The following is a 24,083-nucleotide window of genomic DNA, read 5'->3' as shown; positions in this document are numbered from 1 at the left end:
CGCCACCTGAATACGATGAAGGGGTGAAGGTCAGGAAAGTGGATGTCAGCGGAAAGCTGAGCATACAGGGTGTCAGTCTGAGCGCAGGCAAGGCGTTCAGGGGAGAACGGGTCGGGCTGAGGGAGACACAGGATGACGGCTGCTATGAAGTGTGGTGGTACAGCACGAAAGTGGGGGTGATCGACCTGAAGAAAAAGTCGATCACCATGGGTAAAGGATGTTAAAAAGTGTTCACCATGTCCCCGAACACCTGTCTACCATGTCCCCGGACTGTACAATTGGGGAGAGGGTTAGGGTGCGGGGAAAATCACAGCGCCGCAAACTTATCCAGCGTCCGCACCAGCTGCGTCACAAACCCATACTCGTTGTCATACCAGGCAACGGCTTTCACCAGCTGCAGGTCTCCCGCTTCTGACACCTCCGTCTGCGTGGCGTCAAACACCGAACCATAGTGCGAGCCAATCACATCTGAAGAAACAATCTCGTCATCGGTATACCCGAACGATTTATTCCCCTGGGTCGCCTTTTTCAACGCGGCGTTGATCTCCTCGACCGTCACCTTTTTACCCAGAATCGCTACCAGCTCGGTTACCGATCCGGTTTTCACCGGCACGCGCTGGGCGTGACCCTTTAGTTTGCCGCTGAGCGCGGGGATCACCAGGCCGATGGCTTTCGCCGCCCCGGTGGTATGAGGAATAATATTTTCTGCCGCCGCCCGCGAGGCGCGCAGATCTTTCCCGCGCGGGCCATCCACCAGCGCCTGGGTGCCGGTATAGGCATGAATGGTGGTCATGGTGCCCACTTTAATTTCAAACGCGTCGTTCAGGGCTTTTGCCAGCGGGGCGAGGCAGTTGGTGGTGCAGGACGCGACGGAAATAATGGTATCACTGGCGTCAATGGTATCGTCATTCACGCTATAGACGATGGTCTTCATCTCACCCGCGGGCGCCGAAATCAGCACTTTCTTCGCACCGGCGTCCAGGTGCGCCCGCGATTTTTCTTCTGAGGTATAAAAGCCGGTGCACTCCACGACGATATCCACGCCCGCGGCTTTCCACGGAATGTGCTTTGCCTCTTTTTCGGCGTACACCGCGATGGTTTTACCGTCGACAATCAGCGCATCCTCGGTGAAGTCCACGCTCCAGGGGAAGCCACCGTAGTTGGAATCATGCCTGAGCAGGTAGGCCAGGACTTTCGGGGAGGTGAGGTCGTTGATGGCGACGACGGTATTGCTGTCCTGGGTTTCAAGAAGGCGGCGCAGCACAAGGCGTCCAATGCGTCCAAATCCGTTAATGCCAATTTTACTCATGGTGTTCTCCTGTGAACGTGTCAATACGACAGTTTGAACTCATCCAGGCTTAGACCATCACGGGCAGGGCAGCAATTGAAGATGCTTCATGCGAGGGGAAGTATTTGAAAAACCATACAGAAAAGTTAATGAATTTTTAAGGAAAGGAGATTATGTTGGCGCGGTGACTGTTTATTTCAGGAAATCCCATGCGCACTAAATATACAAGCCTGCAAATCACGATTCACTGGCTGGTGTTTTTGTTAATCGTCGTCGCCTACTGCGCGATGGAATTCAGGGGCTTTTTCCCGCGTTCCGACCGACCGCTTATTAACATGATCCACGTCTCCTGCGGCATCTCGGTTCTGGTGCTGATGGTGGCGAGATTGCTGATCCGCCTGAAGTTTCCCGCACCGCCCATTCAACCTAAACCCAAAGCGATGATTACCGGGATGTCCCACCTTGGGCATCTGATCGTCTATCTGCTGTTTATTGCGCTGCCGCTGATTGGCATTGTAATGATGTATAACCGTGGAAACGACTGGTTCGCCTTTGGTCTGGCGATGCCTCACGCGGCGGAGGGGAATTTTGACCTGGTGGATGTGCTGAAGGAGTGGCACGTTACGCTGGCAAACCTGGGCTATTTCGTGATTGGTCTGCACGCCTTTGCGGCGCTGATGCACCACTATTTCTGGAAAGATAATACTCTTTTGCGCATGATGCCGAATAAGCGTCAGTAGTCTTTAACTCGTGCCGGGCGGCGCAGCGCCACCCGGCTTGTTTTTTAACCCAGAAGAGCACGCTCTTCATCAGTTAACGCCAGCGTCTGCGTTGACCCCGTCTCTGACGATTTCACCGCCGCTTCCAGAACAGCCATAACCGCTAACGCCTCGACAGGATGAACGGGATTGGCGATCTTCCCGAGCATCGCATCCCGCACGTTGATGTAGTACTGCCGCTGATCGCCCTTTGGCGTGGCAATCGTTTGGGGTTCACCATCAGCTCCGAAGAACACCATGCTGTCGTCGTCTTCGCCCCAGGCGTCGCTGCCGGGGATTACGCCAGCCAGCAGCTGCGCTTCCTGCTGATCGATTCTGGCTTTCACCACGCTGCCTTTGTCCCCGTGAACGGTAAAGCGCGCCGTACCGCCAGCCACCAGCATGCTGGCGTGCAGAACCACCTTATGATCCGGGTAATTGAGGACCACGTGAGCCCAGTCGTTAACCTCTGCGCCGTCGCGCAGCGTGGCGATATTTCCCTGAACAGACTCTGGCAGGCCAAACAGCTGAAGCGTCTGGTCGATCAGGTGAGGGCCCAGGTCAAACCACAGACCGCTGCCGGGGACGTTCTGCTCGCGCCAGCGCACGCGCACTTCCGGGCGGAAGCGGTCAATATGCGACTCCAGATGTTTAACCTTGCCAACCGTGCCTTGCTCAATAATCTGCTTAATGCCGAGGAAATCACTGTCCCAGCGGCGGTTGTGGAAAACGGAGAGCAGAAGCTGCTTTTCATCCGCCAGGGCTATCAGGTCCCGGGCTTCCTGCATATCCAGGGTGAAAGGCTTATCCACGACCACGTGTTTTCCCGAGTTCAGGGCCAGCGTCGCCAGCGGCGCGTGGGTGGCGTTAGGGGAGGCAATGACCACCAGGTCGACATCAGGATGTTGAATGGCTTCTTCGGGCGTGGCTACCACCAGCACATCCGGAAGATCGCGCTTCACTTTCTCTTCATCACGGGAAGAGACCACCGCCAGCTTGAGCCCGTCCACGGACTGGATCAGCGGGGCATGGAAGGTTTTACCGACAAAACCATACCCGATCAGCGCAATGTTGATTGTTTGAACTTTACTCATGACCTTCTCCACGTTATTGCGCGCACACCGTGACCCGTAATGCGCCAGGGTCCCCAAGCTCAGGCCAGGGACGATCTAAAAAGAGTTGATGAATATCGGTGAGCCCGGAGACCAGATACGGCTCGCAGCGGTTAACTTTCAGGTGATCGGCAACAATCCAGTGTGCATGGCTTGCGGCGAGCATCGCGCGTTTCACCTCGGCATCCGCTTCTTTACCGGCACTCAAACCGAGTTCGGCATGAAGGGCGCACGCACCGAGAATGGCGATATCGGCCCGATAGCGTGACAGCAGGGACAACGTGGCGCTGCCGGCAAACAGGCGCTGCTTCGGGTCCCATTTTCCACCGAGCAGAATAAGCTCAATGTCTTCCCGGTCGCTAAAATGCTGGGCGATATCCAGCGAGGTAGTGATCACGGTGTGAGGGCCCTGCAGATAAGTGGCGACGGCCATCACCGTACTGCCGGCATCCAGAAACAGGGTGGAACCCGGCGGAACCGCCTGCGCAACCTGTTTCCCCAGACGCTGCTTGGTTTCCGGCAGCAGGGTATTGCGGCCCTGACGATTCATGGCCGAAAGATTCAGAGCAATAGCCCCGCCGTGATTCTTCTGGGCAAGCCCCTGATTTTCCAGATCGGTCAGATCCCGACGAACGGTGTCCGCCGAAACCTGCAGCTTTTCTGCCAGCTCGGTGATGCTGGCCTGACCTTGTTCACTGAGAATATCAAGGACATAGCGTTGACGTGCGGTTTTGTGCATGGGCAGCAATCCTGCAAAATGTCGCAATAAATTGCATAATACAGCATTTTGACGCAGAAGGAAGGAGTATCGTAAACCAGGTTGATGTTTAATTATTGGAATTATATTAAGCGGATATCATTAAGCCGTTCTGAATGTTAACCACAGTGTTAATGTTATGTTTTAATCAACGATTTGGGTTATGTAACCAATGTATTGTGATTAACTGGTGGAATATTCTGATATTTAATCAAAATAAAGCATTTAATGTCTGATTTATGTTTTTTATTAGAATTATTTTTCAACAAATTGATGGCTCTTACTTAAGTTGACACTTCTTTGAAAATCTTTGTGTCTGACCCGCTCAGAAATTAACGCAAAAATGTGCGCAGAGGAGATTAAGAATTTTCCTTAAATTACAGTGTGTTTTGATGTTTCATCTGAAAGGCTACTTTCGGAGTTTTGTCCAGAAACCCCATGTTTTTTCTTATATGTAACACCGCATTAACATTGTGGGTGTAGTGGCCTATACCACATTTTGTTATGCTGCAAATCAACTTATGAAATAAGTAATTTCTTAAATTTAATAAGACAAAGGCGGATCTCATCTCCATCGGAAATGGGTATGGGGAGCTTTACCTGAAATTTAGCGAGGAAGTTAAATAAGATATTTGTCTAATTATCTGTACCTCTTTTTGGGTAATTGCTTGAGTATCACTCAGAGTCAGGGAGATAAAATGACGATATTACGCAAGCCTGTTTCACGCCAATTTATAGCTACGCTGGCGTTAATTTCATTAGCCCTAAATACGGCTTATGCCAATAGTGGCGCGGTAGGTATTGCCCCGATGGCAACGACGACCTTAAAGGAAAGTATTCTTTTCGCTATCGATCGCGATCCGTCAATTAGCCAGCAGGCCGCGCAGTTAGGTATTGGTCAGGCGCAAATAGACGAGGCGCGCAGCGGCTGGATGCCGCAAATAGCGTTGAACGGGAGTACGGGGCATAGCCAGACCACCGATTCCAGCGGTTCGCTGAAGAACTCTGCGGCCTGGGGAGTGAGCCTGACCCAGCTGATATACGATTTTGGCAAGACTAACAATAGCATCAGCCAGTCTTCCGCCCAGCGCGATAGCTACCGCTACCAGCTGATGAGCACGCTTTCTGACGTGGCGGAAAAAACGGCGCTCGGCTACGTGGAGGTCAAACGTTATTCCGACCTATTACAGGCGGCAAAAGAGAACGTTCAGGCACTGAAAAACGTGGAGCAGCTGGCCAAGCTGCGCGCCGATGCGGGCGTGAGTTCCACCTCCGATGAACTCCAGACCCGCACGCGTATTGCCGGCATGCAGGCGACGGTGGCGCAGTATAACGCCGCGTTGAACAGCGCCCGCGCAAGGCTCGCGGTATTAACCGGAATGCAGGCAGATCATTATTCGCCGGTACCCGCAAACCTCGCCGTTGAGCCGGATTCGCTTAACCGCATTGATTATTCGTTAATACCGGCGGTAATGGCCGCGCAGAATATGGAACGTTCGGCCCAGTATGGCGTTGAAACAGCGAAGTCCCAGCACTGGCCAACCCTGAGCCTGAAAGGGGGACGCACGCGTTACGAGTCGGACAACCGCTCATACTGGGACGACCAGATCCAGCTCAATATTGACGCACCGCTTTATCAGGGCGGCGCGGTATCTGCACGCGTGCGTCAGGCTGAGGGCGCCCGGGCGATGGCGTCCTCTCAGGTCGATCAGGCGCGTTTCGACGTGCTGCAAAAGGCCTCCGTCGCGCAAGCTGACTGGACCGGCGCACGGGGAAGAATGGAGGCCGGGAAGCGGCAGCTGGAAAATGCGCTGCGGGCCCGCGAGGTTTATAAAAATGAATACACCCTGAGCAAGCGGAGCATTAATGATTTGCTCAGCGTTGAGCAGGATGTCTGGCAGGCCACGTCGGCGAAAATAATCGCCGAGTATGATGGCTGGAGTTCGGCAATTAATTATGCTTCCGCGGTTGATAATTTAATGCCGCTTATTGGAATAGAGAAAAACGCTGCCGCAAAATTACCCGATTTGAGTTAACAAAAGCCACGCATAGCTGCACGAAATAAGTCTGAAAATAATGGGTGTTTTTTCCCAGGGATAGCTACATCCGTCTGGTGGATATATCCACAGGGATCCGTACACCTGCAAGGAGAGGAATATGAGTAACGTAAAGGTTGTTGATGTCATCATTCGCAAAACGGCGGAGAAAACGAAATTAACCGGCGAAGGAAATCTGTCGGTCTCTATTTCATCGCCGAGCGTGATTGAAATTCAGGGCTCTGCTCAGGACGTGGTGCGTTATGTCCGCCAGGGTAAAGACCTTCTCATTTATATGAAGGACGGCAGTGTTATTCGCTGCAATAACTATTTTGTTGAAGATCCTGAAACCCAACATCAGTCAGAGCTGGTGTTCAACGACGGGCAGGAACTGACTCATCTCTCTTTTGCCGATGCCGGGGAAGCGTCAGGCGTTGCCGCTACTGAATTAACCGCGCAGGCCACACCCATTAGCAGCATTGAACCCTTCCTGGAGCAGGGAAGCGCCCTGAGCGATGCCCCGTGGGGCTGGATTGCAGGGGCGGCGTTAGGCGGCGGTGCTATCGGCGCACTGCTGGCCCACGGCGGTGATGGCGAAACCAAAACGAAAGTCATTGATAACACCAAAGAAGTGGAAAGCGCCACGCCGACCTTCCTGCTGTCGGACAAGGTGGGCGACAAGCAGGGAGTGCTGAGCGCAAACGCCCTCACGGACGATAACGCGCCGACCTTCAGCGGTACCGGTCAGCCGGGCGCGACCATCCAGATTAAAGACGGCAGCGGTAGCACCATCGCCAGCGCGATGGTCGGTAAAGACGGCACCTGGACGGTAAAACTCCCGACCCAGGCCGACGGAGAGCATACCTGGTCGGTGGTGCAGATCGACGGCAGTAAAACCACGTCAGCGGGCAACATCACCGTGACCGTTTCTACGTCCGAGGCCACGCTTACGCTGGCGACAACGGCGGGTGACAACGTGATTAACGCCAGCGAACAGTCCGCAGGCTTTACGCTGTCCGGCAGCAGTCAGCATCTGGCGCAGGGAACCGACGTTTCCGTAACGCTGAACGGCAAAACCTACACCGCTCAGGTGGGAGCAGACGGCGCGTGGAGCGTTAACGTGCCTGCGGCAGACGCGCAGGCGCTCAGCGACGGTACCTGGACCGTCAGCGTCAGCGGCAAAGACGCGGCGGGTAACACCGTGAGCGGAAGCCAGACGATTGGCGTGGATACCGCTGCGCCAACGCTCTCCGTCGATACGCTCGCGCAGGACAACATCATTAATGCCGCTGAGCACAACCAGCCGCTAACGCTGAGTGGTAAAACCAACGCGGAAGCCGGGCAGATTGTGACCGTGACGCTGAACGGCAAAAATTATAACGCCACGGTGGGCAGCGACGGCACCTGGTCCGTCACGCTGGCGGCCAGCGAGGTGCAGGCCCTTAATGAGGGTCACCACACCCTGACGGTGAACGTCAGCGACAAAGCAGGCAACGGCTCGTCCGTGACCGCGGATTTCACGGTAGATACCAACGCGCCGGTCGTCACCATCAACACCGTCGCGGGCGACGATATCCTCAACACCAGCGAGCAGGGCCAGGCGCAGATTATTTCCGGACAGGCGAGCGGCGCGGCGGCAGGCGATGTCGTCACCGTGACCGTTGGCGGCCAGACCTTCACCGGCGTCGTACAGGCAGACGGCAGCTGGAGCGTGGGCGTTCCTGCCTCCGTCGTCGGCGCGCTGGGTGAGGGCAACCACACCCTTGCCGTCTCCGTCACCGACGCAGCGGGGAACACTGGTAGCGCCACGCACGGCATTGTGCTGAGCGGCAACCCACCGGAATTTACGATTGACGCCATCAGCCAGGACAACGTGTTGAATGCTCAGGAGGCAATGCAACCGCTGAGCCTGACCGGCACCAGCAACCTGCCTGACGGCAGCGCCATCACCGTGACGCTGAACAACGTCAGCTATCAGGCCACTGTTGAAAACGGCATCTGGGCGGTCCAGGTGCCGGTGTCCGACGTCCTGAATCTGGCGAACACGCTTTACACCGTCAGCGTCAGCGGCACCGACAGCGTGGGTAACAGCGGCTCCGCAGAGGCGAATCTGCTGGTCGATACCGTGCTGCCGAAGGTGATCATTAACACCTTTGCGGGGGATAACCTGGTTAATAACGCCGAAGCGGGCGTGGACCAAACCCTCAGTGGCCGCGTTACCGGCGCGGCGGCGGGCGATACGGTGTCTGTTACCGTTGGCGGTAAGAGTTACAGCGCCACGGTGGGCAGCGATCTGACCTGGAACGTCACGATCCCTTCAGCGGATCTTCAGGCGTTCGGCGACGGGGATTTGACCTTTACCGCCTCCGTGACCAACGGGCACGGTAATACTGGCACCGGCGAGCGCGATATCAATATCAACGCGGAACTGCCGGGTCTGCGCGTAAACACCATTTCCGGCGATGATGTGATCAACGCCATCGAGCAGCAGCAGGATCTGACCGTCACCGGCGCCAGCACCCATCTGGCCGCAGGTACGCCGATTGTCGTCACCATCAACAATGTCGACTATCACGCCGTGGTGACCGCCAGCGGCGGCTGGAGCATTGGCGTTCCTGCTGCGGATCTGCAGGCCTGGACGGCCGGAGGTATGACGGTCAGCGTCAGCGCGGAAGATGCCTGGGGCAACACCGTTGCGGCTGAACACCCGATTGAACTCGATCTCAACGCCGTGGCGGTCACCATTGATACCGTCTCCGGCGATGACCTGCTTAACGCGGCAGAAAAAGGGAGCGACTTAACCCTTTCCGGCCAGACGCAGGGCGTGGAGGCGGGGCAAACCGTGGTGGTGAAATTTGCCGACCAGACTTTTACCGCGCAGGTGCAGCAGGATGGCTCCTGGAGCCTGACCGTCCCGGCGAACGCCATGGAAACGCTGATTGACGGGCGGGCGCAGGTAAGCGTCAGCGTGACTAACGTCAGCGGCAACAGCGCGGACGCCTCACGCGTGGTGACTGTCGATACGCAGCCGCCGACCATAACGCTCGATAATCTGACCGACGACAACATCATCAATGCGGCAGAAGCGCAGCAGGATCTGGTCCTCAGCGGCAGCACAACCGCTGAAGCGGGCCAGACGGTCACCGTGACGCTGAACGGCAAAAACTATCAAACTACCGTACAAGCTGACGGCACCTGGACGCTGAACGTGCCTGCCGCCGACGTTGGCGCGCTGGCAGACGGCACTGTCACCGTGACGGCCTCCGTCAGCGACGTGGCAGGTAACAGCAGCAGTGCGGACCGCGTTGGGCTGGTGGATGCCACCGTGCCGCAGGTGACCATTAATGACTTTGTCACCGACACCAACACCGTTAACCAGCTGGCCCATTCTCAGGCGCAGATCCTGAGCGGCTCCGTCACTGGTGCTGCGGCGGGCGATTTGGTCACCATCACTATTAATAACGTGGACTACACCACCGCGGTGGACGCGGCGGGCAACTGGAGCCTCGGCCTGCCTGCATCCGTCGTTCAGGGGCTGACGGACGGCACCTGGACCATTAACGTCTCCGTGACCGATCGCTCCGGCAACACCGGCAGCAGTTCTCTGGATGTGGTGGTGAATACCGTGACGCCTGTTATCGGTATTAACACGCTGGCCGTAGATGACGTGATCAATGCGGCAGAGAAGGGTGAAGATCTGCTGCTTTCCGGTACCAGCAACCAGCCGGAAGGGACCATCATCACCGTAAACCTGAACGGTATCAACTACACCACCACCACTAACGCCAGCGGCAGCTGGAGCGTCACCGTGCCCGCCTCTGCGGTGAGCGCGCTGGGCGAAGCCAATTACACCGTGACGGCGAGCGTTACCGATAATGTGGGCAACAGCGCCTCAACTTCGCACGATGTGCTGGTGGACAGCGCGTTGCCGGTCGTCACTATCAACACTTTCGCGACCGACAATATCGTCAACGCGGCGGAAGTCACCGCAGGGCAAACCCTGACCGGGAAGGTCTCTAACGCGGCATCGGGCGATACCGTCACGATTATCCTCGGCGGGCAGACATACACCGCTACCGTGCTGGACGATCTCTCATGGAGCCTGCCGTTAACCGAGAGCCAGTTAACCGCGCTCGGCAACGGCGAACTGACCGTATCGGCCAGCGTCACCAACGCGCACGGCAACACCGGTTCGTCTTCGCTGGACTTTACCATCGACGCCCAACTGCCGGGCCTGCGTATTGATACCGTGGCGGGTGATGATGTCATTAACGTCATCGAGCACGCTCAGAACCTGATTGTTTCCGGTTCAAGCACCGATCTGGCAGCGGGCAGCACCGTCACGGTGACCATTAACGGCAAGATTTATTCCGCAACCGTACTGGCGGACGGTACCTGGCAGGCGGCGGTTCCGGCAGTGGACGTGTCCCAGTGGGCGGACGGTTCGCTGGATATCAAGGCAAGCGCGCAGGATCCTTCCGGCAACCCGGTGACTATCGGCACCATCGTGGACGTCGATCTCGCGCCGGTCGCCGTCAGCATCAACAGCGTGACCGCGGACAACGTGCTCAACGCGGCAGAAAAAGGTCAGGATCTGGTGCTTTCCGGCTCCTCCACGAACGTAGAAGCGGGCCAGACCGTCACCATCACCTTTGCGGGTAAAACCTACACCACGACGGTGAACGCCAACGGCGACTGGACGTACACCGTACCGGCAGCCGATTTGAGCGGACTGAAGGACGGTGACGCCAGCGTGCAGGTCAGCGTGAGCAACGTGAACGGCAACGCGGCGTCGTCTGCGCAGGAGTTCAGCGTCGATACCGCCGCGCCAACGGTGACCATCAATACCATCAGCGGCGACAACATGCTGAATGCGGCTGAGGCAGCGCAGGATCTGACCCTGAGCGGGACGTCCACTGCCGAAGCAGGCCAGACGGTCAGCGTAACCTTCAACGGCAACCAGTACACCGCGCAGGTGCAGGCTGACGGTAGCTGGACGCTGGTCGTGCCGGCAGCCGATCTGGCGGGCATCACCGACGGTAACGCCACGGTCACGGCGACCGTGTCCGACAAAGCCGGCAACCCGGCCAGCGCGGATGCCTCCGTGCTCGTGGATACCACCGTGCCGCAGATTAGTTTTAACATCGTCGCGGGCGACGACATCGTGAATATTGCCGAGCACGGCCAGGCGCTGATCGTCTCCGGCAAGGTCACGGGCGCGCAGGCGGGTGACGTCATTACCGTCACCCTGAACGGCAAAGACTACACCGCGATGCTGGACGGTGCCGGAAGCTGGAGCGTGGGCGTTCCGGCGGCAGACGTGGGCGCGCTGGCTAACGGCGAGCAGACGATTTCCGCGACCCTCACCGACAAAGCGGGTAACAGCACCACCGCCACGCATGAATTTGACGTCTCCCTGGCCGCGCCGGAGATTGCCATCAATACCCTGGCGCTTGACGACGTGATTAACGCGGTCGAGAAAGGCCAGGATCTGCAGATTTCGGGCACCAGCAACCAGCCGGAAGGTACAGCCATTACGGTGACCCTGAACGGCATCAGCTACGCCGCGACCACCAACGCCAGCGGCGGCTGGAGCGTGACCGTTCCGGCGGCGAACGTCTCTGCGCTGGGCGAAGCGAGCTATACCGTCACGGCAAGCGTGACCGATAGCGCAGGCAACGGCGCGAACGCCAGCCACAGCGTGCTGGTCGACAGCGCGCTGCCGCAGGTTACCATTAACGCAATCGCCATCGATGACGTGATTAACGCGGCGGAAGTCGCTTCCGGACAAACCCTGAGCGGGAAGGTGAGCGGCGCGGCGAGCGGTGACACTGTCACCCTTTCAATCGGCGGCAATACGTATACCGCGACGGTTCAGGACGATCTGAGCTGGTCGGTCAACGTGCCGTCCGCGGTCTTAACCGCTATCGGTAACGGCGATCTGACGGTGTCAGCCAGCTTCACTAACGGCCACGGCAACACCGGCTTCGGCGAGCGCGAGATCACCATCGACGCCAATCTGCCTGGCCTGCGCGTCGATACCGTGGCGGGCGACGACGTGATTAACAGCATTGAGCATGCGCAGAACCTGATTATTACCGGCTCCAGCGACGGCCTGGCAGCGGGCGCGGCGCTGAGCGTGATCGTCAACGGCAAAACCTACGCGGCCACGGTGCTGGCAGACGGTACCTGGACGGCGGCCATTCCGGCGGCAGACGTCAGCGCGCTCGGCGCAGGCACGGTCACCGTGAAGGTCGAGGGAAATAGCGCGGCAGGCAACCCGGTCTCCATCAGCCACGACGTGAAGGTCGATCTGGCGACGGTTGCTATCAGCATTGACGCGATTGCTACCGACGACGTGATTAATGCGGCAGAAAAAGGCGCAGATCTGGTGCTTTCAGGTTCCACCAGCAACGTGGAAGAGAACCAGACGGTTTACATCACGTTCGGCGGCAAGTCCTACACGGCGAAAGTGGATGCCAGCGGCAACTGGACGGCGACCGTGCCGTCGGCAGATCTGGCTGGCCTGAAGGATGGCGATGCCAGCGTGCAGGTGAGCGTCACCAACGTGAACGGCAACAGCGCCTCTGCGGGACGCGAGTACGGCGTGGACGCCACCGCGCCGACGGTCTCCATCGAAATCGTCAGCGACAACAACATCATCAATGCCGCCGAAGCGCAGCAGGATCTGGTCGTCAACGGCGTCTCTAACGCCGAAGCGGGCCAGACCGTGACCGTCACGCTGAACGGCGTGGATTACACCACCACCGTGCAGGCAAACGGCAGCTGGAGCGTGACTGTGCCTTCTGCGGAACTGGGCGCGATTACCGACGGGAACTATACCGTCAGCGCCGCCGTGTCGGACAAAGCGGGCAACCCGGCCTCCGCGGCTCGCGATGTGCTGGTCGATACCACCGTGCCACAGCTGACCATTAACACCGTTTCCGATGACGACGTGATCAACAGCGCCGAGCACGGGCAGGCTCTGATCGTTACCGGCTCAGTGACCGGCGCGGCGGCGGGCGACGTGGTGACCGTCACCATCAATAACAAAGATTACACGGCGACGCTGGATGCTTCCGGTAACTGGAGCGTGGGCGTGCCTGCGGCGGACGTCGGTGCCCTGACCCCCGGGGATTACACCATCACCGCGGCGCTGACCGACAAAGCCGGAAACAGCAACAGCGCGACGCGCGAGGTGGAAGTTAACCTGAGCGCGCCGGTGCTGACCATCGACACCGTCTCCGGTGACGATGTGATCAACAGCAGCGAGAAAACGCAGGATCTGACCATCACCGGTACGGCTTCCGGACTGGCGGCGGGCGCGGTGGTGACCGTGTTGCTCAACGGCAAAGCCTACAGCGCCACGGTTGAGGCCAATGGCCAATGGTCCACGACGGTTCCGGCGAGCGAAGTGGGGCAGCTGGGTGAAGCGCTTTACACCGTCACTGCCTCGGCAACGGACAGCGTCGGCAACGGCACCAGCACCTCGCACACCGTGAACGTGGAGTCCGTTCTGCCGGGCGTCACGATCAACACCGTGGCAGGCGATGACGTCATCAACGCGGCAGAAGTGGCCGCAGGCCAGACTATTAGCGGCACCGTGGTGAATGCCGAGGCGGGCAACACCGTAACCGTAACGATTGGCGGCAACAGCTACACCGCAACGGTGCAGAGCGATCTGACCTGGTCCGTCGATTTACCGGAATCGGTCCTGACGGCGCTGGGCAACGGCGATCTGACTGTAACCGCCAGCGTGACGAACGGCGTGGGCAACAGCGGCAGCGGCGAGCGTGAGATCGCGATAGACGCCAGCCTGCCGGGCCTGCGCGTGGACACCGTGGCGGGCGACGACGTGATCAACAGCATCGAACACGGACAGAACCTGATTATCACCGGCTCCAGCGACGGGCTGGCGGCGGGTGCGGCGCTGACCGTTACCGTCAACGGCAAAACCTATCCCGCGACGGTACTGGAGGACGGTACATGGAGCGCGGCTCTCCCTTCTGCGGACGTAAGTGCCCTGGCAGCGGGCACGGTCACCGTGACCGTTGAAGGCCAGAGCAGCGCGGGCAATCCGGTTTCCATCAGCCACGATGTGACGGTGGATCTGGCGAACGTCGCTATCAGCATCGACGCCATTGCCACCGACGACGTGATTAACGCGGCGGAGAAAGGGGCGGATCTGGTGCTCTCCGGCACCACCTCAAACGTGGAGGAAAATCAAACCGTCACCATCACCTTCGGCGGCAAGAACTACACCGCCACGGTGGACGCGGCGGGTAAGTGGACCGCCACGGTGCCGGCTGCGGATCTGGCGGGCCTGAAGGACGGTGACGCCAGCGTGCAGGTGAGCGTTACCAACGTCAACGGCAACAGCGCCTCGGCGGGCCGCGAGTACAGCGTGGATGCCACCGCGCCATCCGTAACCATTAATACGATGGCGACCGACGACATTCTGAACGCCACGGAAGCGCAGTCTGACCTGGCGATTTCCGGCAGCAGCACCGCCGAAGCGGGCCAGACCGTGACCGTGTCGCTGAACGGCAAGGACTACACCACAACCGTCGGCGCGGACGGCAGCTGGACGCTGAACGTTCCGTCGGCGGATCTGGCCGCGCTTAATGACGGCAGCGTCACCGTTACCGCGAGCGTGAGCGACAAGGCGGGCAACCCGGCATCCGTAAACCATAACCTGACGGTGGACGTGACCGTACCAGCGGTCACCATCAACACCGTGGCGGGCGACGACGTGATTAACGTCGCCGAACACGGTCAGGCGCAGATCGTCAGCGGCACCGCCACCGGCGCGGCAGCGGGCGATAAGGTCACCGTCACCCTCGGCGGCCAGACTTACACCACCGTGCTGGACGCGGCGGGGAACTGGAGCGTGGGCGTCCCGGCCAGCGTGATTTCTGGCCTCAGCGACGGCACCGTGACCGTCACTGCGTCTGTTACCGACGCGGCGGGCAACACCGGCAGCGGCACCCATAACGTGACCGTCGATACCGGTCTGCCATCGGTCAACTTCAACGTCATCAGCGGCGATAACGTCCTGAATGCGGTGGAAAAAGGTCAGGATCTGAGCGTCAGCGGCACCAGCGCCAACCTGGCGGAAGGCACCGTGGTGACCGTGACCCTGAACGGTAAAAACTACACCGCGACGACGGCGGCGGACGGCACCTGGAGCCTGACGGTTCCGGCTGCGGATCTGGCCGGTCTCGGTCAGGCCAGTTACACCCTCAATGCTACCGCCACCAACGGGGTGGGCAACAGCGTGAGCAGCGCTGCGAACCTGCTGGTCGACACCGCGCTGCCGACCGTCACCATCAACACCGTGGCGGGCGATAACGTTATCAACGCGGCGGAAGTGGCGGCAGGCCAGACCCTGAGCGGTACCGTGGCGAATGCCGAAGCGGGCAACACCGTAACCGTGACCATTGGCGGCAACAGCTATACCGCAACGGTGCAGAACGATCTGAGCTGGTCCGTGAACGTGCCGTCTGATGTGCTGACCGCACTCGGCAACGGCAGCCTGAGCGTGACGGCAACCGTCACCAACGGCCACGGCAACACCGGCACCGGGGAGCGTGAGATTGCGATAGACGCTAACCTGCCGGGCCTGCGCGTGAACACCGTGGCGGGCGACGACGTGGTCAACAGCATTGAGCATGCGCAGAACCTGATCGTCACCGGCTCCAGCGACGGGCTGGCGGCGGGCACGGCGCTGACCGTTACCGTGAACGGCAAAGACTATGCGGCGACGGTGCTGGCGGACGGCACCTGGAGCGCGGCGGTTCCGTCTGCGGACGTGAGCGCGTGGCCGGAAGGCACCGTGAAAATCAGCGTCACTGGCGACAGTGCGGCGGGTAACCCGATTACCATCAGCCACGACGTGACCGTGGATCTGACTACCGTTGCCATCAGCATCAACGCCATTGCCACCGACGACGTGATCAACGCGGCGGAGAAAGGGGCGGATCTGGTGCTGTCCGGCGCGACCACCAACGTAGAAGCCGGGCAGACCGTCACCCTGAGCCTGAACGGTAAAATCTACACCACTACCGTAGAAGCAGACGGCAACTGGACCTATACCGTGCCGGCTGCGGATCTGGCGAGCCTCAAGGACGGCGACGCCAGCGTGCAGGTGAGCGTCACCAACGTGAACGGCAACAGCGCTTCGGCGGGCCGCGAGTACAGCGTGGATGCCACCGCGCCGTCCGTCACCATCAATACGATGGCGACTGACGACATCCTGAACGCCACGGAAGCGCAGTCTGACCTGACGGTTGCCGGCACCAGCACCGCCGAAGCGGGCCAGACCGTGACCGTGTCGCTGAACGGCAAGGACTACACCACAACCGTCAGCGCGAACGGCAGCTGGACGCTGGACGTTCCGGCAGCGGATCTGGCGTCGCTCAGCGACGGCAGCGTCACCGTGACCGCGAGCGTAAGCGACAAGGCGGGCAACCCGGCATCCGTAAACCATAACCTGACGGTGGACGTGACCGTGCCTGCGGTGACCATCAACACCGTGGCGGGCGATGACGTGATTAACCTCGCTGAGCACGCGCAGGCGCAAATCATCAGCGGCACCGCGACCGGCGCAGCAGCGGGCGATAAGGTCACCGTGACCATCGGCGGCCAGACTTACACCACCGTGCTAGACGCGGCGGGGAACTGGAGCGTGGGCGTTCCGGCCAGCGTGATTTCCGGTCTCAGCGACGGCACCGTGACCGTCACTGCGTCTGTTACCGACGCGGCGGGCAACACCGGCAGCGGCAGCCATAACGTCACCGTGGACACCGGGCTGCCGTCCGTGGGCTTTAACGCCATCAGCGGCGATAACGTCCTGAACGCGTTGGAAAAAGGTCAGGAATTAAGCGTCAGCGGCACCAGCGCCAACCTCGCGGAAGGCACCCTGGTGACCGTGACCCTCAACGGAAAAAACTACACTGCAACGACCGCCGCAGACGGCACCTGGAGCCTGACGGTTCCGGCTGCGGATCTGGCGGGTCTGGGCGAAGCGAATTACACCCTGAGCGCAGCCGCGACCAACGGCGTGGGCAATAGCGTCAGCAATACGGCGAACCTGCTGGTCGACACCGCGCTGCCGACCGTCACCATCAACACCGTGGCGGGTGATAACGTCATCAACGCGGCAGAAGTGGCGGCAGGCCAGACCATCACCGGTAAGGTGGCGAACGCGGAAGCCGGTAACACGGTGACGGTGAACATCGGCGGCAACAGCTACACCGCGACGGTGCAGAGCGATCTGACCTGGTCCGTGAGCGTGCCGGAATCCGTCCTGACGGCCTTGGGCAACGGCGATTTGACCGTGTCGGCGACCGTCACCAACGGCCACGGCAATACCGGCTCGGGCGAGCGAGAAATCGTTATAGACGCCAGCCTGCCGGGTCTGCGTATTAACACCGTGGCGGGCGATGATGTGATCAACAGCATCGAGCACGGACAGAACCTGATCGTCACTGGTTCCAGCGACGGGCTGGCGGCGGGCACCACGCTCACCGTGACCGTTAACGGCAAAACCTATGCGGCCTCCGTGCTGGCGAACGGTACCTGGAGCGCGGCGATCCCGGCCGCAGACGTGGGTGCCCTGGCAGCAGGCGCGGTGACCGTCACCGTGGCAGGCCAGAGCAGCGCGGGCAACCCGGTCTCCATCAGTCACGACGTCACCGTCGATCTGGCGGCCGTGGCGATCAGCATCGATGCGATCGCCACCGACGACGTGATTAACGCGGCGGAGAAAGGCGCGGATCTGGTGCTCTCGGGCAGCACCTCGAACGTGGAGGAAAACCAGACCGTCACAATCGCCTTCGGCGGCAAAACCTACACCGCGAAAGTGGATGCCGACGGCAACTGGACGGCCACCGTGCCTTCCGCGGATCTCACGGGCCTGAAGGACGGCGACGCCAGCGTGCAGGTGAGCGTCACCAACGTGCACGGCAACAGCGCGACGGCAGGCCGCGAGTACAGCGTGGATGCGACCGCGCCGACCGTGACGATTGATACGGTGGCAGGTGATAACGTGATTAACGGCAGCGAAGCGGCTGCGGGCGTGGCCATCTCCGGCACCACCACGGCGGAAGCCGGGCAGACGGTCACCGTGACGCTGGGCGGCAAGAGCTATACCGCTCAGGTGCAGCAGGGCGGTATCTGGAGCGTCAACGTGCCGGGCACCGACCTCTCCGCACTGGCCGATAACGGCTACACCGTGCAGGTCAGCGTGAGCGACGCCGCGGGTAACCCGGGCAGCGCGGGCAAAGCGATTACGCTTGATACCACACCGCCGTCCGTCAGCTTTAACGTCGTGGCGGGCGATGACGTCATCAACAGCGTGGAGCACGGGCAGGCGCAGATCGTGAGCGGCACGGCAACCGGCGCGAGCGTCGGCGATAAGCTGGTCATCACCATCGGTTCAAACCAGTACACCACCACCGTTGACGCCAGCGGCAACTGGAGCGTGGGCGTTCCGGCCAGCGTGATTTCTGCCCTGACCGACGGCACCGTGACCATTAGCGCGACCATTACCGACAGCGCGGGCAACAGCAGCACCCAGACTCACGATGTGGTAGTGAACACGGCTTCCGTGGCGCTGACGGTGAACACCCTCAGCGGTGACGACGTCATCAACGCGACAGAAGCGGGTAGTTCGCTGGTGATTAACGGCTCCAGCGCCCAGTTCGCCAGCGGGACGCAGGTCACCGTGACGCTGAACGGCAAGACCTATACGGCCACCATCCAGAACGACGGCAGCTGGACGACCACCGTTCCGGCCGCAGACGTGGGTGCCCTGGCCGATGGCGCGAGCTATCAGGTATCCGTGTCGGCGCAGGACAGCGCGGGCAATAGCGCCTCGGCGACGCACGGCATCAGCGTGGATACCACCGCGCCTGTCGTGAGCATTGCGACGCTGTCGGGTGACGACATGCTGAATGCGCTGGAAGCGCAGCAGCCGCTGACGGTACACGGGTCGACCAGCGCGGAGGCGGGCCAGACCGTCACCGTGACGCTGGGCGGCAAAACCTACACTGCGCTTGTGGGCAGCGACGGCACCTGGACGCTCGATGTGCCGGCGGCAGATCTGGCTATCCTGAGCCAGGGGGCGCTGACGGTCACCGCGTCGGTCAACGACAAAGCCGGTAACGGCGGCCAGACCACGCACACCTTAACGGTGGATACCGCTGCGCCGACCGTGACTATCACTACCGTGGCGGATGACGATATCGTCAACAACGCGGAGCAGCTGGCGGGTCAGACCATCCGCGGCACCACCACGGCAGAACAGGGCCAGACGGTGACCGTTTCCTTCAGCGGGCACAGCTATCAGGCGACCGTCGGGGCGGACGGATCGTGGTCGGTCTTCGTGCCGGGCCGTGATTTCCTCGGCCTGAGTGACGGGGAGTACACCATTACCGCGTCGGTAAGCGACAGGGCGGGCAACCCGGGTAGCGCAACGCATGACGTGACGCTGAACGGCGATGTCCCAACCATCACCATTAACACATTTGCGCAGGACGATATCGTCAACGCGGCCGAACACGGCACGCCGCTGGTCGTCAGCGGCACCACCGACGCGCCTGCGGGCCAGACGGTGACCATCACCCTGAACGGCAAAACCTACGCGGCGACCGTGCAGAATGACGGCACCTGGAGCTACACGGTGGGCAGCGCAGACGTCACCGCGCTGGCAGACGGCGGTTCGTACGTGATTAAGGCGCAGGTCAGCAACGCCATCGGCAACAGCGCCAGCGATAACCACACCGTCACCGTCGATCTCACCGCGCCGTCGATGGGCATCAGCATTGATTCGCTGCAAAACGACACCGGCCTGAGCGCGACGGATTTCATCACCAACGATAAGCAGGTAGTGGTCAACGGCTCCCTGACCGCGCAGCTCGGCAATAACGAGAAGGCGCAGATCAGCCTCGACGGCGGCACCACCTGGATTGACCTGACGGTGACCGGCACCACGTGGCGCTACACCGATGGCCGCACCCTGACGGACGGTACGTATCAGTACCAGGTGCGGGTGATCGATAGCGCGGGCAACGTGGGGGCAACGGACAGCCAGGACGTGGTGATTGACCTGACGAAGCCTGCGGCAACGACCATTACCGTGGATTCCGTCACCCAGGATACCGGCCTGTCCGGCAGCGACTTTATCACCAGCGACAACCAGATCAGCCTGAAAGGGACGCTCGGCGCGGCGCTGGGCAGCGGCGACCACGCGCAGATCAGCCTCGACGGCGGCGTCACCTGGACCGACGTCAGCGTGAGCGGCCTGACCTGGACCTACGTGGACGGTCGTACGCTGGCCGACGGGGATTACAACTACCAGCTGCGCGTGATTGACGACGCGGGCAACATCAGCGCCACCGCCAGCCAGGTCGTGACGATTGATACGGTTGCGCCGGACGCCAGTAAAACGATCGCTATCGACAGCATCAGCGACGATACCGGCCTGAGCAGCAGCGACTTTATCACCAACGATACGTCCCTGACGCTGCACGGCTCGCTCGGCGCGACGCTGGCCGACGGCGAGTATGCCCAGATCAGCATCGACGGCGGCGTCACCTGGCAGAACGTGATTGTCACCGGCAACAGCTGGTACTACGTGGACGGACGTACGCTGGGTAACCAGACCTATGACTACTACGTGCGCGTGGTGGATGCGGCGGGCAACGTGGGCGCCAGCGCCCATCAGCAGGTGACCGTCGATACGGTCGCCCCGGATGCGGCGATTACGGTGACGGTGGATAACATCACCGTGGATACTGGCTTCGACAATAACGACTTCCTGACCAGTTCGACCTCGTACACCCTGCATGGCACGCTTGGTGCAGAGTTAGGGGCGGGTGAGTACGTGCAGGTGAGCATGGACGGCGGCAGCACCTGGGTGTATGCCACGGTAAGCGGTACCCAGTGGCGCTATAACGACACGCGCACCCTGGCCGACGGGGATTACAGCTATCAGGTGCGGGTAGTCGATCAGGCGGGCAACGTCGGTGCCACTACCACCCAGACCGTGACGGTGGATACCCAGGCGCCGCAGTACGGCATCACCATCGACAGCATCAGCGAAGATACCGGGCAGTCCGGGAGTGATTTCATCACTATGGACACCACCCTGACCATCAACGGCTCGCTGGGCAGCGCGCTGGCGAGCGACGAACGGGTGCAGATCAGCCTCGACGGCGGAAACACCTGGGTTGATGCCACGGTCACCAACCAGCGCTGGAGCTACACCGATACCCGCGTTCTGCCTGACGGAGACTACACCTGGCAGGTGCGGATTATCGACCAGGCGGGCAACGTCGGCTCCACCGCCTCTCAGGTGGTGACGGTAGACACCACGCCGCCGACCACGGTTGGCACGGTAGTGAGCTATACCGACGGTGAAGGCGAGCGTCAGGGCACCTTTGGCAGCACGGTGGCCACGGACGATAACGCGCCGCTGATCAACGGTACGCTCAACCGCGCCCCTGAAGACGGCGAGATCGTCCAGCTATACCGCGACGGCGTTCTGCTCGGTCAGGTGACCATGAACGGCAGCGCAAGCTGGTCCTTCCAGGATAACGGCCTGAGCGATGGCAACCACACGTACATCGTGCGCGTGACCGACAAAGCCGGTAACTACACGGAATCGGACGGCTTCGTGCTGAACGTTGATACCAGTATCCCGACCACCACGGCGGCGATTACCGCGCAAACCACGTCGGATACCACGCCGATCGTCACCGGTACCGTCTCCGCTGACCTGGTGAACGGCGAATACCTGGTGGTGACGGTAAACGGCAAAACCTACACCTCCCAGACGGGTGGTGCCGTGGTAGTCGACCCGGATCACAATACCTGGTACCTGCAGATCCCGGACGGCGATGCCCTGAGCGTGGCGGGCTACAGCGTGACGGCGCAGGTGAAGAGCAGCGCGGGTAACGGCAATACCACCGGTACGGCGACCGGCAGCCTGGTGATTGATACCACCTCGGTGAATACCGACTGGGCAACCACGGCGGGGAACAGCAACAACTCCACCATGACCCTCGGCATGAACAGTAGCGGTCTGTGGAATATCATTGCGAACACTCAGGCTTACTCCAGCAGCGATAGCTCGACCTATGCCGGCAATACGCTGACCAACACCCGCGGCTACTACGTGGTGAGCCAGACCGCCGCCGACTTTGACCGTAACGGCACGCAGGATATCTTCGCGACGGAAAATACCTACGCCGGGTCAACGCAGGTGATGTGGACCTACGATGGCAGCACCTATAACGCCAGCCAGCTGGCGATGGGGACCACCATCTGGTACGGCGGCGTGATTGCGTACGATAAAACCGGCGATGGTTATCTGGATCTGGCGTACGGCGATGCCGGTATGGACTCACTGACCTACCTGGTGAACAACAATGGCGTTCTGTCGCCGGACGGCACCGGCGGGGAGGGCGGTTTCTACGGCCAGTTCGACTCCGGGCGTGAAATCTCCGGCGTCGACCTGAACAACGACGGTACGGTGGATATCGTTCAGCACACCAACCGCAGCGGCGCGTACTCGCTCACCGTGATCAACAACAACGGCAACGGCACGCTCTCCATCGGCCAGAACCTGACCAACGTGTTTGTGGTAAACGCCGCGAATACCACCACGGCGGCGTCCATGACGTGGGCGGATTTCAACGGCGATGGTTACATGGATCTGTACCTGGGCAGCAGCTACAACAACAACGGCGGGGTGATCTACTACAACGACGGTACCGGGAAGCTCTCAACCACCAAGAGCGCAGTGGAAGCCTCTAACGCCACTGCGGGGTATCTCTCGGTGGCGGTGGACTGGAACGGTGACGGGCAGATGGACATCATCAAGCTCAGCACCTACGGCGGTTCACAGACGGCGACGCTGTTCACCAACAACGGCTACGGTTCCAGCTGGACCGCCAGCCAGCTTAAAACTGGCCTGGCCTACGCCACCGGCGTGGCGGCAGTGGACTACAACTGGGACGGCGCGAAGGATCTGCTGGTGTCGCAGCAGAACGGCAAGGTGATGCTGTTGCAAAACAGCGCCAAAATTGCTGACGGTACCGCGATGCACCTGCACATTGTCGACAGCGAGGGCATCAACGCCTACTACGGCAACACGGTCAATCTGTACAACGCCGCGGGCGTGTTGGTGGCGTCGCAGATCATCAACGCCCAGTCTGGTATTGGTTCGAACGATACCTCTGCGCTGGTGAGCTTCTACGGGCTGGATCCGAATGAAACCTATTCGGCCGAGATCCTGAAGATTACCAACGGCGTGTCGGATAACGTCACCTGGAGCGGTCTGGAGGCGGGCAACGGCAAAGAGGGCTACGTCCTGACGGCTGAAGCAGCTACAGGCGGCCACAGCGGGACCCTCACCGGGACCGGGTATAACGACACCTTTATCGCAGAGGATGGCACCTATACCTACAACGGCTCCGGCGGCTGGAATACCCATTCCGACTACGACACCTGGAGCAACACCGGCGGGATGGACGTGGTGGATTACCGCAATGCGACCTCCGGCGTAACCGTTGATTTGCGTCTCTCTACCGCGCAGGACACCGGGTTCGGTACGTCACGACTGCTCAACATTGAGGGCATCAACGGCTCGAACTTCGACGACGTCATTACCGGCAACAGCGGTGATAACCAGTTCGAAGGCCGCGGCGGGAACGACACCTTCAACATCGGCAGCGGCGGTCACGATACGTTGCTCTACAAGCTGATCAACGCGTCGGACGCGACGGGCGGTAACGGTCACGACGTGGTGAACGGCTTCACCGTCGGCACCTGGGAAGGGACCGCGGACACGGATCGTATTGACCTGCGCGATCTGCTCTCTGGCAGCGGCTATACCGGCACGGGCTCGGCGAGCTATGTGGACGGCGTGGCCACGCTGGACAGCAGCGCGGGCAACATCACCGATTTCGTCCGCGTGGTGCAGAACGGCAGCAATACCGAAATCCAGGTGGATCTGGACGGTACCGGCGGCCAGTTCTCGCCAACCACCCTGGTGACGCTGAACGGCGTGCAGACGGACCTGGCGACGCTGCTGGCGAATCATCAGCTGTTAATTGCGTAAACCAA

At 60.4% G+C, this 24,083-nt stretch carries 6 protein-coding genes and 1 pseudogene; 4 read left to right on the top strand and 3 right to left on the bottom strand.

Features of this window, described 5'->3' with window-relative positions:
- A pseudogene (locus APT89_RS05080) lies at positions 1-224 on the top strand (IS481 family transposase); the annotation flags it as partial.
- A gap of 83 nt (positions 225-307) precedes the next feature.
- On the opposite strand, the gene gap reads toward APT89_RS05080, so the two are convergent.
- Complete coding sequence (gene gap / locus APT89_RS05075; protein ID WP_028013079.1) at positions 308-1,309, bottom strand: type I glyceraldehyde-3-phosphate dehydrogenase; 1,002 nt, start codon at positions 1,307-1,309, stop codon at positions 308-310.
- Between the two features lie 188 nt (positions 1,310-1,497).
- Between gap and cybB the strand changes: the two genes are divergently transcribed.
- A complete protein-coding gene (cybB, locus tag APT89_RS05070; RefSeq protein WP_032644876.1) occupies positions 1,498-2,028 on the top strand; it encodes a cytochrome b561 in 531 nt (176 codons plus the stop codon).
- A 44-nt stretch (positions 2,029-2,072) separates the two neighbouring features.
- Here cybB and APT89_RS05065 read toward each other — a convergent pair whose 3' ends face one another.
- Together APT89_RS05065 and APT89_RS05060 are read right to left on the bottom strand one after the other, a co-directional pair.
- Positions 2,073-3,140, bottom strand: coding sequence for an oxidoreductase (locus APT89_RS05065; protein WP_060571863.1), 1,068 nt, complete (start codon positions 3,138-3,140; stop codon positions 2,073-2,075).
- A 13-nt stretch (positions 3,141-3,153) separates the two neighbouring features.
- Positions 3,154-3,897 (bottom strand): DeoR/GlpR family DNA-binding transcription regulator, encoded by a 744-nt coding sequence (locus APT89_RS05060; RefSeq protein WP_047368512.1) that lies wholly within the window; start codon positions 3,895-3,897, stop codon positions 3,154-3,156.
- 716 nt (positions 3,898-4,613) lie between these two features.
- On the opposite strand from APT89_RS05060, the gene APT89_RS05055 reads away from it, so the two are divergent.
- Positions 4,614-5,951: a TolC family outer membrane protein gene (locus APT89_RS05055; protein WP_041910078.1), complete on the top strand. Its 1,338-nt coding sequence runs from the start codon at positions 4,614-4,616 to the stop codon at positions 5,949-5,951.
- 121 nt (positions 5,952-6,072) lie between these two features.
- Positions 6,073-24,078 (top strand): Ig-like domain-containing protein, encoded by an 18,006-nt coding sequence (locus APT89_RS05050; RefSeq protein WP_060571862.1) that lies wholly within the window; start codon positions 6,073-6,075, stop codon positions 24,076-24,078.
- Positions 24,079-24,083: the final 5 nt, after the last annotated feature.

The organism is Enterobacter sp. 50588862 (genome assembly GCF_001462935.1).
Taxonomy (GTDB): domain Bacteria; phylum Pseudomonadota; class Gammaproteobacteria; order Enterobacterales; family Enterobacteriaceae; genus Enterobacter; species Enterobacter bugandensis.
This window is presented reverse-complemented; position numbering and strand designations above follow the sequence as displayed.

Excerpts from the sequence above, each read along its gene's own strand:
- APT89_RS05060 (WP_047368512.1), bottom strand. The coding sequence starts at position 3,897 with ATGCACAAAACCGCACGTCAACGCTATGTCCTTGATATTCTCAGTGAA.
- APT89_RS05065 (WP_060571863.1), bottom strand. The coding sequence starts at position 3,140 with ATGAGTAAAGTTCAAACAATCAACATTGCGCTGATCGGGTATGGTTTT.
- gap (WP_028013079.1), bottom strand. The coding sequence starts at position 1,309 with ATGAGTAAAATTGGCATTAACGGATTTGGACGCATTGGACGCCTTGTG.
- APT89_RS05055 (WP_041910078.1), top strand. The coding sequence starts at position 4,614 with ATGACGATATTACGCAAGCCTGTTTCACGCCAATTTATAGCTACGCTG.
- APT89_RS05050 (WP_060571862.1), top strand. The coding sequence starts at position 6,073 with ATGAGTAACGTAAAGGTTGTTGATGTCATCATTCGCAAAACGGCGGAG.
- cybB (WP_032644876.1), top strand. The coding sequence starts at position 1,498 with ATGCGCACTAAATATACAAGCCTGCAAATCACGATTCACTGGCTGGTG.